The sequence below is a fragment of the Psychroflexus sediminis genome (genome assembly GCF_900099815.1).
In the GTDB taxonomy this organism is placed as follows: Bacteria; Bacteroidota; Bacteroidia; order Flavobacteriales; family Flavobacteriaceae; genus Psychroflexus; species Psychroflexus sediminis.
On sequence record NZ_FNCW01000007.1, the window covers coordinates 13990 to 30710 of the forward strand.

General features: G+C 40.8%; 14 protein-coding genes. 10 read left to right on the forward strand and 4 right to left on the reverse strand.

Features of this window, described 5'->3' with window-relative positions:
* The first annotated feature begins 54 nt into the window (after positions 1-54).
* The 9 genes from BLP81_RS08065 to BLP81_RS08105 all read left to right on the forward strand — a co-directional run bounded on the left by BLP81_RS08065 (position 55) and on the right by BLP81_RS08105 (position 8381).
* Entirely contained in the window at positions 55-528 is a 474-nt protein-coding gene (locus BLP81_RS08065; RefSeq protein ID WP_245686435.1) for a nuclear transport factor 2 family protein, read from the forward strand.
* A 63-nt stretch (positions 529-591) separates the two neighbouring features.
* Complete coding sequence (locus tag BLP81_RS08070) at positions 592-1884, forward strand: DUF418 domain-containing protein (RefSeq protein WP_093367949.1); 1293 nt, start codon at positions 592-594, stop codon at positions 1882-1884.
* Positions 1885-1889: 5 nt separating this feature from the next.
* Positions 1890-3062 (forward strand): acetyltransferase domain-containing protein, encoded by a 1173-nt coding sequence (locus BLP81_RS08075; RefSeq protein ID WP_093367950.1) that lies wholly within the window; start codon positions 1890-1892, stop codon positions 3060-3062.
* Between the two features lie 44 nt (positions 3063-3106).
* The gene (locus BLP81_RS08080; RefSeq protein ID WP_093367951.1) at positions 3107-4168 is read left to right on the forward strand and encodes a proline iminopeptidase-family hydrolase; all 1062 of its coding nucleotides are present in this window, start codon (positions 3107-3109) and stop codon (positions 4166-4168) included.
* Between the two features lie 21 nt (positions 4169-4189).
* A complete protein-coding gene (locus BLP81_RS08085) occupies positions 4190-5236 on the forward strand; it encodes a hypothetical protein (protein WP_093367952.1) in 1047 nt (348 codons plus the stop codon).
* Positions 5237-5238: 2 nt separating this feature from the next.
* On the forward strand, positions 5239-6654 hold the full coding sequence (locus BLP81_RS08090) for an MBOAT family O-acyltransferase (protein ID WP_093367953.1): 1416 nt from the start codon (positions 5239-5241) through the stop codon (positions 6652-6654).
* A gap of 95 nt (positions 6655-6749) precedes the next feature.
* Positions 6750-7085, forward strand: a complete 336-nt coding sequence (locus BLP81_RS08095; RefSeq protein WP_093367954.1) for a hypothetical protein — start codon at positions 6750-6752, stop codon at positions 7083-7085.
* A 229-nt stretch (positions 7086-7314) separates the two neighbouring features.
* Positions 7315-7776 carry an IS200/IS605 family transposase gene (gene tnpA / locus BLP81_RS08100; RefSeq protein WP_093367955.1) on the forward strand — a complete coding sequence of 154 codons (462 nt, stop codon included), beginning with the start codon at positions 7315-7317 and terminating at the stop codon, positions 7774-7776.
* 296 nt (positions 7777-8072) lie between these two features.
* The gene (locus BLP81_RS08105) at positions 8073-8381 is read left to right on the forward strand and encodes a hypothetical protein (protein WP_093367956.1); all 309 of its coding nucleotides are present in this window, start codon (positions 8073-8075) and stop codon (positions 8379-8381) included.
* Between the two features lie 162 nt (positions 8382-8543).
* Here BLP81_RS08105 and BLP81_RS08110 read toward each other — a convergent pair whose 3' ends face one another.
* The 3 genes from BLP81_RS08110 to BLP81_RS08120 are packed head-to-tail and all read right to left on the reverse strand — an operon-like array spanning position 8544 to position 9744.
* The gene (locus tag BLP81_RS08110; protein ID WP_093367957.1) at positions 8544-8753 is read right to left on the reverse strand and encodes a helix-turn-helix domain-containing protein; all 210 of its coding nucleotides are present in this window, start codon (positions 8751-8753) and stop codon (positions 8544-8546) included.
* A gap of 2 nt (positions 8754-8755) precedes the next feature.
* Entirely contained in the window at positions 8756-9256 is a 501-nt protein-coding gene (locus BLP81_RS08115) for a DUF2975 domain-containing protein (RefSeq protein ID WP_093367958.1), read from the reverse strand.
* Between the two features lie 11 nt (positions 9257-9267).
* Positions 9268-9744: a DUF2975 domain-containing protein gene (locus BLP81_RS08120; protein WP_093367959.1), complete on the reverse strand. Its 477-nt coding sequence runs from the start codon at positions 9742-9744 to the stop codon at positions 9268-9270.
* 294 nt (positions 9745-10038) lie between these two features.
* On the opposite strand from BLP81_RS08120, the gene BLP81_RS08125 reads away from it, so the two are divergent.
* The gene (locus tag BLP81_RS08125) at positions 10039-10458 is read left to right on the forward strand and encodes a CBS domain-containing protein (protein WP_093368074.1); all 420 of its coding nucleotides are present in this window, start codon (positions 10039-10041) and stop codon (positions 10456-10458) included.
* Between the two features lie 171 nt (positions 10459-10629).
* On the opposite strand, the gene BLP81_RS08130 is transcribed toward BLP81_RS08125, so the two are convergent.
* The gene (locus tag BLP81_RS08130) at positions 10630-16461 is read right to left on the reverse strand and encodes a beta strand repeat-containing protein (RefSeq protein WP_093367960.1); all 5832 of its coding nucleotides are present in this window, start codon (positions 16459-16461) and stop codon (positions 10630-10632) included.
* Positions 16462-16721 lie beyond the last annotated feature (260 nt).

Sequence of the window (16721 nt, forward strand, 5' to 3'; positions counted from 1 at the left end):
TGATAATCAAGCAAATAATTCTGATTTAGTTAGTGCCCGTTAAAATAAAGCTATATGAACACAAAACCTTTTATTCTGATAGTGACCGTCATATTTATTACGATTCTGACGGGGTGTAAATCGGAAAATCCTGAATACGAAAAAATGCTTGCATTTGGCCGGAACTATACTGCTGCATGGAACAGTAAGCAACCGGAAAAAATGGCCTCCTTTTATGCCGAAGAGGGGACACTAAGCGTGAATAAGGGCAAACCGGCGGTCGGAAGAAAACAGATAGCAGCGACCGCGCAATCCTATATGCATGCCTTTCCGGATCTAAAATTAACTATGGACAGTTTAACAGTACAAGAAAACACCTACAGGTACTACTGGACATTCAGAGGAACGAATACCGGTCCCGGAGGCACCGGAAACAAAGTGGATTTTAGCGGATTTGAAGAATGGAGCATGAGTGACCAGGGACTGGTACAGAAATCAGTAGGAACCTATGATGCTGAAGCTTATCAAAAACAGCTTCAGGGCGATTAAAAAATTAAATCCAACACCTATAAAAAGAATGCACTTATGATTCTAATCCCTTAAAAAACACCTATGGAACCCCTAACCACTCCTGAACTAAAACCCACCCGTAACCAGGCCCGCCTCAAGGCTCTGGATGTGATCAGAGGCATCGCCCTGCTGGGTATTCTGCTTATGAATATCAACGGCATGGGATTGCCGTACTCCTATTCAGACCCCAGTGTGCTTGGCCATACCGAAGGTTTAAACTACTATGTGTGGTTTGCCAATGAACTGTTTTTTGAAGGGACCATGCGTGGTTTGTTTACCATACTCTTTGGCGCCGGTGTTATTCTGCTCACCACACGGCTTATTCATAAAGGGGCAGGGATTTCCACAGCCGATGTGTATTACAGAAGAATGATTTGGCTTTTGCTGTTTGGCCTGGTTAATTCGTGGCTGTTTCTCTGGCAGGGGGATATCTTATATGCCTACGGGCTCTTCGGCTTATTTTTATTCCCCTTTAGAAACTTGCGGGTCAGGAGTCTCCTGATTATAGCTGCGGTTTTGATATGTATAGGAATTACATGGGATATTAGCGATTATCACAAAAACAAAAATCTCAAAACGGAAGCTGAGCTGGCCCTGCTTTTAAAGGAAAACGGCGGGACACCTGATGCCAAGGCTGAAGAAAGCCTGGCAAAATGGGAAGAGGCTAAACAAAAGAAAACAGCAGAAGAAATTCAGGAGCATATTCAAGAGATGCGCGGCAGTTATTTTGACATCATGCAGTATAAAGCCAGTCAAATTCAATGGATGCAAACCTGGTTCCAGTACCGTTATGGAGCCTGGGATATTTTGAGCTTTATGTTTTTGGGCATGGCTTTTTTCAAATTGAGAATACTGCACGGGGAAAGAAGTATAAAACTCTATGCTTTACTAGCTGTTATAGGATATAGCATTGGCTTAAGCATCAATTATTATGAAGTGAATTTGATTACCGGGAGCGATTTTGAGGCGCTTAAAATCTATGAAGCTGTACAGACTTATAATATAGGCCGCTTGTTCGTCACCTTAGGACATATTGGTTTATTCATGCTGTTTATCAAATCAGGGATGATCGGTTTTCTTCAGCGAGGTTTAGCCGCTGTGGGCAGAATGGCCCTCTCCAATTATTTAATGCATAGCATCATAACCTCTGTTGTTTTTCTGGGGTTTGGACTTTACGGGCAGCTGGAGCGTTACGAATTGTATTATGTAGTATTCAGCATCTGGATTTTTCAGCTCATCACCAGCCCCATTTGGTTAAAACATTTCTACTTCGGTCCTTTCGAATGGCTGTGGCGTTCGCTTACCTATGGAAAAAAACAGGTCTTTAAAAAATAAAATTTATGACAACTACTATCAAACGCGTTCAGTCCTTAGACTTTTTAAAAGGTTTGGTTATCCTGCTCATGGCCCTGGACCATGTCCGGGATTACTTTCATAAGGACATGTTTTATTTTGATCCAACCGATATCGAGCAAACCAATTTAGCCTTGTTTTTCACCCGATTTATCACCCATTTTTGCGCCCCGGTCTTTGTGTTACTGGCCGGGACTTCAGCCTTTTTTGTTCAACAGCGGATGCTGAAATCGGAACTCAGCCAGTGGCTGGTCAAACGCGGTCTGTGGCTGGTGTTTGTGGAGATCGTCATCATCACTTTTGGCTGGCGGTTTCAATTCAATTTTAACAGTATCCTTTTACAGGTGATCTGGTTGCTCGGGATTTCCATGGTATTCCTGGCCGCGTTTATTCACGTTCCCAGAAAGCTTATGATTCCCATATGTCTCATCGTGATTTTTGGACACAACAGTTTAGATGGAATCACGGGCGGGCAGTACAGTGACCTCTGGACACTTCTGCATGTGCAGGGACCAATTCAACCCACAGAACACATTACCCTCTTTAATGTATACCCGTTTATTCCCTGGATTTTTGTGATGCCCCTGGGCTATCATCTCGGGCGACTTTATACCTCAGCTTATGCCGCTAAAGCAAGACGACAACTCTTAATCAGAATAGGACTAAGCGCCATCCTTGTGTTTCTCGTTTTACGTGTCTTAAATGTTTACGGCAACCTAAGCCCCTGGACGATTTACGATGATTTTGGAAAAAGTCTCATGTCTTTTTTCAATGTCTCCAAGTATCCGCCTTCTTTGCTTTACCTGCTCATCACCCTGGGGCCTTCTTTGATTTTACTGGCCTGGGCAGAGCATTTTAAGGGTAAGCTCTATAACATCAGCGTGTTGTTTGGGAAAGTGCCGATGTTTTTCTACATCATTCACATTTATTACATCCATTTGCTTGCTCTGGTCGCCGTCTATCTTACAGGTTATGACCCAAGCCTGATGATTGTGGAGGTGTGGGTGAGTTTTGAAGCCGGACTGCAGGGCTATGGCTTTTCCCTGGGGGCGGTCTACCTGGTCTGGCTTTTTGTGGTGGCAACGCTTTATCCCGTTTGTGTGTGGTACTGGGACTATAAAAAAACCCATCGCCAGTACTGGTGGCTGAGCTATTTCTAATTAAAAATAATAACCGTTAAATAATAACCCTTAAAAATTAAGTTATGAAAACTCAAGTATTATGTTTCATCAGCCTTTGCTTCTTAGCCTTAAGCTGCGCTGATAAAAACTCACAGTCAGCTGAAACAGAAATCGAAGAAAACGTCACAGCATCCAGTTATTTCGACTATTCCGGCAGCGATGACCAATGGACAGGTGGCGTCAGGATGATTCCGATAGAAACCCCGAAAGGCACTTTTAAGGTGTACACCAAGCGCATGGGGAATAACCCTAAAATGCGGGTTTTGCTCCTGCATGGTGGTCCTGGCGGAACACATGAACAATTTGGGAACTTCGAGGGCTACCTGCCTGACGAAGAAATTGAATATATCTATTACGATCAGCTCGATTCTTACTATAGCGACAAGCCCAATGATCCGTCACTCTGGACCACCGAACGTTTTGTGGAGGAAGTGGAGCAGGTGCGACAGGCTCTGGGTTTACATAAGGATAATTTCTATCTCCTGGGTCAGTCCTGGGGTGGCATTTTGGCTTTGGAATATGCTTTGAAATATCAGGATAATTTAAAGGGTCTCATCATTTCTAATATGGTGGCGAGCGTACCGGAATACAATAAATACGCCCAGGAAGTTCTGGGCCCGCAATTACCACAGGAAATCCTGAAAGAAATTCAACACATTGAAGCGGATAAAGATTACGCCAATCCGAGATACGAAGAGCTTCTGATGACTCATTTTTACACCGAACACATTCTCCGTTTGCCTTTAGAAAAATGGCCAAAATCCATACAGCTGTTGTTTGAACATCTCAATCCTGAAATTTACGTTTACATGCAAGGTCCAAGTGAATTTGGCATCATAGAAGAAGCCACTTTGAGCGACTGGGATGTCTCTGATCGCTTAAAGGAAATTAAAACCCCAACCCTTATGCTAGGTGCAAAACACGACACCATGGATCCAGAGTACATGGAATGGATGGCTACCGAAGTTCAAAACGGCAGAAGTGTGATTACCAACGGAAGTCACGCGTCTCAGTTTGATGATCCGGACACCTATTTTGATGGCATTATCAGCTTTGTCAAGGATGTAGATAATGGGAGTTTTTAAGCCTAAAAAACACAAACCAACATGAATCTAAAACAATCCTTTACCATTGCTTTAATACTCGGTGTATTAAGCATTACAGCCTGGGAACTCTACTGGCGATCTCAGGGTTATTTTCCAGATCTGGACGATGACAAATATTTGTGGGCCAGAACTCGAGCTAAAGTGGATGAAGCCACCAAAAGTGATGTTGTACTTATTGGGTCTTCACGGGTATTATTCAATATTCAGGTGGATGTATGGGAAGAATTAACCGGAGTTAAACCCATACAACTGGCGAATGCAGGCAGCACGCCATTGCCGACCTTTCATGATATTGTTGAAAACACAGATTTTAAAGGGACTGTGCTTGTTGGTGTAACGCCGCCTTTATTTTTTTCAACAACAGTTGAGCAGGCACCACCGTGGACACGAGCTTCATCCCGTTCAGAATTTTATAATAACCGGACTTATGCCCAGCGCTTGAATTATATCCTGTCCATACCGCTTCAGAACAACTTTGCTTTTATCAGCAATGATGATGAGAGCTGGTTTGATGACATCAACCTTAAAGCTATTTTGAACACCATAGAGCTACCAGATCGAATTGGTAAACCAAAAGAGCCCCCATTTAGAAGATTTCAGGATATAGATATCCATAGAAATGTGCGCATGAAAGAAAGAATGGTTTCCGATACAGCTTTTGCCAATTCCATTAAAGCGGTCTGGAAAAGCATGCTCACCTCAGAACCTAAACCACCACCACCCGATAAAAAAGGAACGATGGATTATTTCTTAAGCGACCTGAAGAAATTCCAGGCCAGAGGCGGCCAGGTTATTTTGTTGAGAAATCCTTCTCATGGATTTTTTAAAGACTTGGAAAGCCTAGCCATGCCACGTAAGGAATTTTGGGACCGGTTAGTGGCTGAGGCCCGGGTTCCGGCCTATCATTATGAGGACCATGAAGGCTTAAATGCTTTCGAAACCATAGAATGGTCGCATTTATCGGCTTCCGATGCTGACGCATTTACAGAAAATTTTGTCCGGATTCTTTTAAAAGACGGGCTCATCACTAACCTTAAAACCAACTAGTCATGCTGTTTAATTCATTGAGTTTTATCGTGTTTTTGGTGATTGTTCTGGCCTTATACTATTCCAAGCTATTTCACTGGACCAACAAGAAAAGAATGCTGCTGCTGGCCAGTTATGTGTTTTATGGCTTTTGGAACCCGCCTTTGGTTTTACTCCTGTGGATTTCAACCCTGGTCGACTGGACCGCTGGTAATAAACTGGCTGTAGAAAGCCATCCGCGTAAACGCAAATTGTGGCTGCTCCTCAGTTTGGCAGTCAATCTCGGTTTCCTGGCTTTCTTTAAATACCGTGATTTTCTTTTAGATAGCTTTACCAGCGTAGCCCATACGTATGGTTATGGGTACGAAGCTCAACCTATGGATATTATTTTACCTATGGGGATTTCGTTCTACACGTTTCAAACCATGTCTTATACCATCGACATCTACAACAAAAAAATAAACCCCGCCCGAAGCTTCCTTGATTTTGCCTTATACGTGACCTTTTTCCCCCAGCTCGTAGCCGGACCGATTGTAAGAGCTCAGGGTTTGATCACCCAGTTTTATGAAGAAAAGAAGGCGAACGTAAGGCAGTTTTTATGGGGTACGTTTTTACTGACTATCGGACTGTTTCAGAAAATTGTTCTGGCCGACACCTTACTGGCCGGCACTTCAGACCAGGTCTTCGGTTCTCAAAAGATTTTAAACTCGCTCGATGCCTGGACCGGAACCCTGGCCTTTTCCGGTCAGATATTTTTTGACTTTGCTGGCTATTCTACCTGTGCCATAGGGATTGCACTGATGCTGGGGATTATTCTACCGGACAACTTCAGGTATCCTTATGCCTCTGTCGGGTTTTCAGACTTCTGGAGGCGCTGGCACATCACCTTATCCACCTGGCTCAGGGATTATCTATACATTCCTTTAGGCGGCAACCGCCATGGTATCGTGAGAATGTACGCCGCCCTGATGATTACGATGCTGCTGGGCGGTTTATGGCACGGCGCAGCCTGGACCTTTGTGGTCTGGGGTGGCTTACATGGCCTGTACCTGATTATAGAGCGTATACTGCGGTCTAAAATTCAAATTAAACTCACGGCTTTCAATGGGATTCTCCTGGCCTTGTTTACCTATATCCTGGTCAATTTTACCTGGGTGTTTTTTAGAGCAAGAGAGTTTTCCGTGGCCAAGAACATGTTGTCCTCCATGCTCTTTATGAATGAGGAAGGCGAAAAAATCATAGAAACCTTTGATGTGCTTAAAGTCTTTGTTTTGATCATTTTATTGTTCATTTCACACTGGCTGATGCGCAGGACCTCGCTCAGAGAAGTTTCCTTAAGCATGTCTCCTGTCACTTTAGGGATAGTGTGGGCGATCATGCTATTTTTGATTGTGATCTGTCAGGGCAATAGTGAACAGTTTATTTATTTTCAGTTTTAAGACCTTTTAGGTTGGAGATTTAGAAGAGGATGCGAAAAAACCCTGTGATGAAGAGCCTATACATTGCTAAATTATAACATCAAATATTTTGAATCATGAAAAACAATCACAAAAACTGGACAAAAGAAGAGCTGAAAATCTACATCCTGCTTGCATGTGCCAAGGCAGATGATGAGATATCTCCTGAGGAAATCGAGGTGATACAGTTAAAGAGTCCTCATGAACTTTTTGAGAAGATCTATGATGAATTCAAAGAGGATAAAAAGAAAAAGCGTTTGAAAAAAATTGAAAGCGCCATCAGATTTCACCGTTATGGGGCCATCGAACTTATAGAACTAAGGAATGACATTTTCAAAGTCTACATGGCAGATAACCTGATTTGTAAAAAAGAAAAATACCTGGATAATATTCTGAATAACATCATTTACTAATCTGTTCTGATATGTTTCCTTTATTCTCCAGAATTAAATGAAAACCCTGTCAGTATCCATTGTATTTTGAAGAGCTATTTTCAACATTAACCTCCTGAAAATCAGTGCTAGATTTTTCTGTCGGTGATTGGGATTTTTAAAAACAGTCCCGTCAGGGACAGGAAATGTGTAGCTAAAAATAATCAAGAAACACAACCTGCCTTTAGGTACGAGATATAAACACCCAATTATGGCAAACACCTATACACAAATACATATCCAAAGTATTTTTGCGGTGCAGGACAGACAAGGCCTCATTAAAAATGAATGGAGGGATGAATTATACAAATATATCACAGGCATTATCCAAAACCACAAGCATAAGGTATTGCAGATAAACGGAATGCCAGATCATATTCACATTCTCTTTGGGATGCGCCCTACGCAATCGCTTTCCGATTTAATGAAGCAAGTGAAACAAGATTCATCAAAATGGATAAATAACAAAAAACTTGTGACTGGTAAATTTTCGTGGCAGTCTGGTTTTGGTGCATTTTCATATTCCAAATCGGAATTGCCTAAAGTGATCAATTACATCAAAAACCAAGAGCTCCATCATACCTCCAAAACCTTTCAAGAGGAATATTTACAATTGTTGAAAGAATTCAATATTGAATTTGATGAACGCTATATTTTAAAATCTGTACTGTAATATATGTTGTACCCAAAGGCACAAAAAACATATTTACACTATAAAATGCTACCGGGATAACGTCCCTAACGGGACAAAACAACATAAAACTAATGCTGAAATTCTTCCGCAACCTCCGCAAAAAAAACTCATCGAACAGCATAAAGCCAAAAACTATTTTCTTTACGCCATCAGCGAAATCTTTCTGTTGGGGGTTGGGATTTTTAAAAACCGTCCCGTCAGGGACAGGATACGGGTAGCTAAAAATAATCAAGAAATACAACGTGCCTTTAGGTACGAGATATAAACACCAAATTATGGCAAACACCTTATTCACGAGCGCGACGCTCGCGCTGGAGTTGCACAAAAAACATATTTACATTATAAAATGCTACCAGGATAAAGTCCCTAACGGGACAAAACAACATAAAACTAATGCTAAAATTCTTCCGGAAAATCCGAAAAAAACTCGTCGAGCAGAACAAAGTTTTCAACTACTTCCTTTACGCCATCGGCAATTCTTCCTGGTGGTGATTGGGATTTTTAAAAAAAGTCCCGTCAGGGACAGGATACGGGTAGCTAAAAATAATCAAGAAATACAACGTGCCTCTAGGTACGAGATATAAAACACGCAATTATGGCAAACACCTTATTCACAAGCGTGACGCTTTCGCCATTGGCGAAATCTTCCTGTTAGTGACTATGATAAAAATATGTGACTCGGTCTAAGGCAAAGTCGTGCTTTATTAAAAATCAAATTGAGGTATTCATTTCGAAGAACTAGTTATTCAATCCTCAGCTTCATAACCAATCAGGTCTCCGGGCTGACATTCCAGCACCTCGCAGATACGTTCCAGGGTAGAAAATCGAATGGCTTTGGCTTTGCCTGTTTTCAGAATAGACAAATTAGCTTTGGTGATCCCAATAGCATTCGCCAGATCTACGGACTGCATGCCCCGCTCTTCCAGCACCTGATCCAAATTAATTTTAATGGGCATCTTTATATAGTTAAGTCGTGTTCCTGTTTCGCCTCAATGGATAGCTGAAGCATTTTGCTCAGTCGTATAAAACTAAGTCCAACGACTACTAAAAGCAGGTAAATAACTGAATTGCTTTGGAAAAAATGGTGCGTCACCTCAAAATGATAGGTTAAAAATATTTTTTTAATCATCAGACAGACCCCTATCACGACCAGAAACTGACCGCTACGCTTAAGATGTTTGGCAAGATTAAACGACTTGAACTCAGCATTCACCATAAACAGCCTGGCTGTTTTTCTCAAGTGGTAGGCGACAAATACAAAGGCAACTGAGAAAATAATTTCATTGATGGCTCCAATATAAAGCGAGGTTGAAAATTCATTTTCAGGTTCGTAAATGGAATTAGACCGACTTATGTCAAAGCCATTGATCAATAACATAATAAGTGTTGCTATAGCATTCATGACAACTATGAAGAACAAGATATCAAAAATGAGTTTGAAGCTGGATTTTTTAAGCATTGGAATAGAATTTAAATAGTGAGTTTATGATCGATTTCCAGTTCCCTGCCGCGATCGATAATTTTGGCTAGTAAAAGTAAAATCAAGCCTAAAGCCAGATGACTTACAAAGGCATATTCTAAGTCAAACACAAAACTGAGTTCAAGTCTGTTTTGCTCAAAGGCTTTCAACATAAATTTCAGAACAGGAATGCCTATCGCATAAATAATAAGAACATAAGCCAGAAATCGTACGGATAACGCATTGGATTTGGCGAAGTAATCGCCCTGTTTACAACGCTTTATCACAGGTACGATGCGATTTAAGGCTATAAAAGCAAATACCCAGAATATATAAACAGGAAGAAAGAAAAGTACAGATTCAAGATTTGACTCCCTTATCCGTTCTGCCCCGGTGATAAATAAAACAAGCGGAGTAACGATACAGGCACTTAAGACCAGACGCAGGAACTGTACTCCAAGATAAAGGCTCTGTAAAATAGTTTTCATTATAATCGGTAATTATTGCTTTACAATAACAAACATAGCATTTGTTATTGTAAAACAATAACAAAATGGATTATTTTCAATTATCAATTGTAAGTTCTTTTCCCTTACCGGTTATACTATTATTCCATTACGCGATTACACACACATTTGACTCATAATTATTAGACTGTTATACTATCCGATGAACTGAAAACTCTAAACTGTTAACCGGTAAAATTTACTGAATCCTGATTTTGGTCAGTGGAAAAAAGTCGAATAAAATGCATCTTTATAGCAGAATTAAATCCAGAAGCCATGAAAAAAACAGCCATTCACAAACTGATGACCCGCAACCTCATCAAACTCAATCTCGAAGATTCACTGACCAAGGCAGAATCTTTGTTCAAGAGCAATAACATACGTCACTTACCGGTAGTTAGTGGCCATAAAATTGTGGGGATGCTAAGTTATAACGACTTGTTACGCATCTCCTTCGCCGATTCTGCCAACGATGACGGCGACACCATAGAGACCACGGTTTACGATATGTTTACCCTGGAACAGGTCATGTCCAAGCAAGTCTCCTATGTGGAAGCCAGCGATGCCATAGAAGTTGCAGCTGAACTGTTTATCCACCAAAACTTTCATGCGCTTCCCGTACTGGAAAAGGATAAGCTAGTGGGCATTGTCACCACCACAGATATGATCCGGTATTATAATACGAAGTGTAAGTAGGAGTTTTCAGTTGACAGTTTTCAGTTGACAGTTTTCTGTTGACAGTTTTCTGTTGACAGTTTTCAGTTGACAGTTTTCTGTTGACAGTTTTTTAAGTCCTGTTATTAAGAAATTATAGCTTAATAAATGGCAACTAGCAGACCCTTGACCAGTCTGCTAGTTCACCTATATTTATTCAACTATCAGCTTAACCGACTGACTTACTTTACCGTCGGATAGTTTGAGGATATAAACCCCGGAAGATAAATCGGATCCTATATTCACTTCCACCTGAGGGGCATTATCAATCTTTTGATCCAGAACTAATCGCCCCTGAAGGTCAAAAAGCTGTAAGTTCACCTCATTCCCGCTAAAAGCCTGCTGATGCGAAATGCTTAACCGCTCGCCTATTACAGGGTTTGGATATACTGCTATAGTAGAATTCAATTCAAAATCCTCATCGCTTAAGGACTTTTCTTCAAACCTGAACACAAATCTATCGGTCGCTTTAGACTCCGGAATTGAATTATCAAGTTCGAAGGAAACAGAAGTGGTGACATCACTTGGCAACTCGGTTGAAGTTTCCAGGTACCTGTCGTATAAGAAGACTTCTGCTCCGGCAAAATTCTCCGGCTTGATTTCCAAACGGTAAGCACTGCGTGTGGCATTCCCGAAATAAAGCGGTACACTATCCTGTGTGGTTGGCATAGCTCTGCTTTCAATAGACATATAGTTTGGATTTCGGTCTATGGCAAAGGATTCTCCATAATTCCAAACTTTGGTTGCATCAAGGGTGTCTTTGGCATTATTACCGCCGGCTCTGAACTTCACTTTTACACCATCCACCGCTTTAGCCTCTAAATCGTCAAAAAATAGATTTATAAATAAGTTAGTTTGTTCTTCAGGAAGACTAAAAGCCACATTTCCCCCTACTTGTGAAGCTTTATAAGACTCTCTAAATATCACGATAGGCGACCCAGATTCCACGGTCTCCACAAAAAAGGCTTGATTAGGCTCTAAAATATTGGTAACATTAGATGATAATGGTGTTGTAAGATCAGTTTCAAAAGTAGCACCACTACTTAATTCTACAGTAGCATATCCTCCTCTTGTTCCTAAAGTGGGATCATAAATATAAACATATGTTGAACTGACTGCTGTTGCATTGCCTGGGGCAAGCAAAGTCTCTAGATTAACTCTGGCCTGGTAAGGATTCCCGATAAGAGAAAATCCATTAAGTGAAGTCGCCACAGCCACTTCAGGTGCTGAAGAAGACCCTACTTTAAGTCTACCAGTAGTTCTTAAAGTTGTTTCTGGCCCAACAGCCGTATTGGATTGTAAAGTTGTAGATCTGTCTCCACGAATCAAGATCGCATAAGCCTCTCCGGCATTAAATGTTTTGGAATCGGTATTAGGAATGGCCTGCCAGGCAGGTGTGCTTAGGTTTGGTCTCCATTGAAACATAGACGGATTACCGGTCAGGGTGGCATCAAAACCATTTAATCCATTTGTGGAACCCGTAATATGTGTTCCGAATCCAGGGTTTGGGTTTTCATTTACTCCTACTTCGGTATTATTGGCACCTTCCTGCCAGTTGGCATTTATGGATGAAGTAGTCGTAACCGAAGGTGCCAGATACCTAAAGGCCCTATTATCTGCTGGAATAAAACGTTCTATCTCAAAGTTATCCCCAACAAGCTTTCTGTTTAAGGCATCAAACTCACCTAAAACCCCTGTTTTGGCACCTGGTCCACCCGTACTTCTAAACGTGACTTTACCAAAATTAGCAAAGTCTCCATCCAGAGTAATAAGATCTTCGATAATCAAAGTCGCTCCGGCTCTGACCACCACATCTGAAATCGTGTTAGCATTTGATAAGGTAGCCGTCCCGCTTTCAACAAATATACTTTTATCAGAATTAGATCCTGAGAAAGACCCACCTTCTGGATTTCCTAAACCAGAGGTCGTCCAGTTTCCGGTATAAACAAAATCGTTATCTCCTACGCCAGGCGTAGCTGCAGCACTAGATTTTGTCCATTCTAGAAGATCGAAAACTTGATTGGAATTCCTGACTGTTGGAATGTTTCTATAGAAGCGGCCATCTGTATAATCCCAACTAGAGTCTGGAACTGATATACCAGTTGCATCAATTTCACCATGAATATCGACTAAAGATTCTGGCGTATTTTGGATTGAAAGGTAGTAAGCATCATTACCATCTCCTGTCACAACATTACTAGCGATAAGATCTTCAGTAAAAGAACCATCACTACTAAAACCAACGATGTAATAGGATTTTGCTTCTAAAGTTCCTGTAAGTTGTATGCTATTAACTGTGGATGTTCCATCAGGTGTAGCATTATGTAAATAATAGGTTTCTGCTGAGAAATCTATAGGCTCGACACCCATATTGAAGAGTTCCACATAACGTTCATTTGGATCTGTAGGCGCTGTCACCTCAGATATTAGCAAATTTGTCTCAAACGTGATATCGAATGCATTACTTGTCGCACTAGTTAGACCTGAAGAGCTTGCTGTAAGCCTTAAGCCAAACCCTATGGCCGTATGCTGTAGGGTGTTAAAATTGGCATAGCCATTGGAAGCACTGATACTCCTGGAAATAGTCTCAGTAGTGCCATCGCCATCAAGGGTTCCTGTAGAAGTAATTGAAACCGTAACTTCATCTAAATCCACGTTTCCATTAGTATCCAAATTTCTTACTCTCACAAAAGGAACCATACTTTCACCTAAAGCTGTATTTGTAGGTTGTTCAAAAAACTCGAGTTGTGTTCCTATAACTTCAATATTGAAAGCGTTGCCTTCAAAAGCAGTGATGTCCTGAGAAAAAATAGAACCATCGCTGGAGGCTAATTGATCTTGATTACCCTCGGCAATGGCCAGCTGTATAACCTCTTGATCTGTGATCCCTGATGTATTTAAAAATACACTAACTGTATAACTTTTTGGAGATCCATCTGGAACCTCAAATATATTAGGAGAGCCTGCAGCAATATCCACCAAAATTTCATCGGAAGTAATTGTTACCGTTTGATCTGCCTGGCTTAAGGTATTAGTACCTTCTGAAATTGAAATTCCTTGTATCACCTCTGCCCAGTCCGCTGTATTTCCGCTTCCTGGAACAAATCTAAGTCTGGTGACATTGGTTGGTAAGGCATCAAAATTTCCAGAATCTACAATTTCAAATCCAAAGACTTCCACGGCATTGTTTATACCATCATTGATATCGGCAAAAATGGTTCCTCCCTCAATTTGGGGATCTACTGCAATAATGTCTGTATCTCTGGCATTGGAATCTCCAGTGAGTTTTACATTATCTAATCCTGAAAAACCATCAACTCCATCATTTCTGATAAAATACCTGAATGAAACTTCTTTTGTTCCAGCGGGAATACTGATAGTCTCTGATCCGGAACCTTCAGAATCACTGGGTAAATTGTCACCACCTGTAAACAAGTTTACACGTCCATCAGGCGATAATGAACCATCAAAAAAGACTTCGTATTCAATCTGGTCTTCGTTTACATTATAACCTACCACTTCCCAGTCAAAACTTAACTGCACATTCGTATAGCCTGAAACATCAATAGTCTCGAAATCTAGGGACGCAAAACCAGAAGTTCCATTTGGAGAATTTAAATCATTTTCACCAAAAATATTTTCAGAAAAATTTGGGAAGGATAAAGTAGGTGATGCATCTATCAAAGCAATCACATCAAAATAATCGTTGCCAAAGTTATTAGGATCGCCAAACGTTGGAATACTTGTCGTGTAAGTCCACTCAGGCATTGTGCCATCAAAATCCTGAACCGCAATAACTGGTCTACCTACATCGAAAGGGTCACTGGTAATTGAAAATGGAGAAAGACTTGTATCTGGAGTTTCGGCCTCTAAAGTTATATCAGTCCCTATAGCTGTATAACCGATATTGGAAAAGGTAGCAATGCCGTTAACGGGGGCCACTGTCACAGGTGAGTTGATTGGACTACTTCCAACAGAAGAGGTTAAGGTTATATCAGCGGTGTTAGAACTATCTACATTATTGTTCGCGTCGATATAGGCCACCTGAACGGCTGGAGATATAAGTGAGTTCACTCCCACATCTGTCGGTTGTTGACGGAATATAATAGCTGTGGCCACCACTTCAATTGTAAAAATATTACCATTTACAGTTGAAAAATTTGTATTGAAGCCTGAGCCGGTTGAGGCGGCCTGGAAGCCAGAATTTGTGCCCTCTACTGCAAATTCTATCCTACTTTCATCAGTAATTTCAGTAGTGTTCAAAACTACGTCTACACTAAAGTTGACAGAAGTACCATCAGGGATACTTACTGCATCAGTTGGCGTGAAAATAACTTCATTATCAGTGAAAGCAGAATACGTGCCTGGAATTGCTGCACCTCCATTATATTTAACGATGACTTCATTTATAGTTTCAGGCCAATCTGCATCATTATTTATTCCTGCTACAAAACGCATCTGAGTCACTTCTGTTGAAAAACCATCACCGCTACCTAAATCAGAAATATTGAAATTAAAAACCTCAGCCGAATCTCCCGGCGCTAAGGTTATTCCAGTTGTTTGAGTTCCTGGAACTACCACCTCTGAAGTTAAATCCCTTGAAATAATGTCAAACTGATTACTTGTAATATCTGAGAACGAACTGGAGGAAGCTGTGAGCTCAAATGTCCCGACAGTAGTATGATTTACATTTAAAAAGGTGGCCACACCATCTAATACATTTTCACTTAGTGTGGCATCTAAAGTTCCAGTTGAGGTTAGATCTACGACAGAAGTTATACCAATACCAGTATCTAAATTTCCATTCACATCTTCAAAGCTCACCTTTACAGCAGGCTGCATGGGATCGTTTATTGTTGTATCTGAAGGTTGCTGCGAGAAAACAATAGTAGTAGCCTCTACGTTTATCGTTATTTCATTTCCTGTAAAACCTCCAGTAGAAGAACTAAATTTCGATCCTGACGGCAAGGCTGAAAATCCGGAATCTGTTCCGTTGATTTGTAATCTAATAACACTCTGATCAATAATTCCTGTTTCAAACAAAACAATTTCAGCCGTAAAGCTGGAGGTACCATTGTTTGGGATTTCAACAGGAGCATCTGGAGTGAATACCACTTCTGTATCAGTAATGACCGAAGTTCCAGTGATAACGCCTGAACCATCCCTTATAATAACGTCCTGAAGCGTCGTCGACCAGTTGGCTGTATTGCCTGTTCCTGGCACAAAACGCATTTGGTTAACAAAAGTCGATAAACCGTCACCACCAACGTCTTCTATAACAAAGTTTAAAACGGGCTCAGATTGACCTGGCGTCGTCACATCTGCTGCCACTATAGTAGTTTGGCCAACTTGACTAGTTGATGCCGCCACTTCAGAATTAGAATCATTGATAAACGTACCTTCGAGCTTCACGTTATCAATTCGGTTATTACCATTTCCTCCTGTAGCATCATCAAATGTAATTCTTATAATGAGATTACTTTGGTTATTAATACCTGTAATCGAAGATAAATCAAAGGTCTGTAAGTCGCCAGAAATTGCAGGAATGTATGTTGGGCCTAATGGAAACGCAGTAAATGTAGTTCCATCAGTTGAATATTCTATGGTATTATTATTAAAACCAGTAGAGGTTCCTTGTGTCCAGAAAGAAAATGTTAAATCTTGGTATCCTACTGAAGAAAAGTTGAAAAACACCTGAGATCCATTTTCAGTATTACTTTCAACGGCTAATGCTCTTCCTGCATCACTTCCGTTACAAGCATTAGTTGAAGAACCAGTAAAATTATCAACATTTGAGATGTCAAAATTATAAGTGATCGTACCATCACCAGCCACTCTGTTATCAGTATTTAATGGTGAAGTAAAGGGGGTGGTTCCATTAAAATCCCAACAGTGGATAACTTCAGTTTGTGCGTAATTAGACTGGGAAGCAAAAAGGAAGATAAGCAGAAAACCTAAATACCTGGGATGTAATAGTTTATTCATAATAAAAGATTATTTAATCAAATATATAAAAAAACGCTCTGAAGCTCACTATCTATTTCTAAAATTAAAGCCGTATCGCTTTCATAATCAAATTTATGCAGCGATTTTAAGAAGCTTAGAGGATCTTTTTTTTGACCATAAGAGGATGGCGGTGCCTCCTCTGGCATTTTTCAAAGCTTAAGATAAACCAGGATTGAAGGTCGATTTCAATTTATCCGGCTGATAAAAAGTATCGACTCCGCTCGGCCCGACCTCATCAG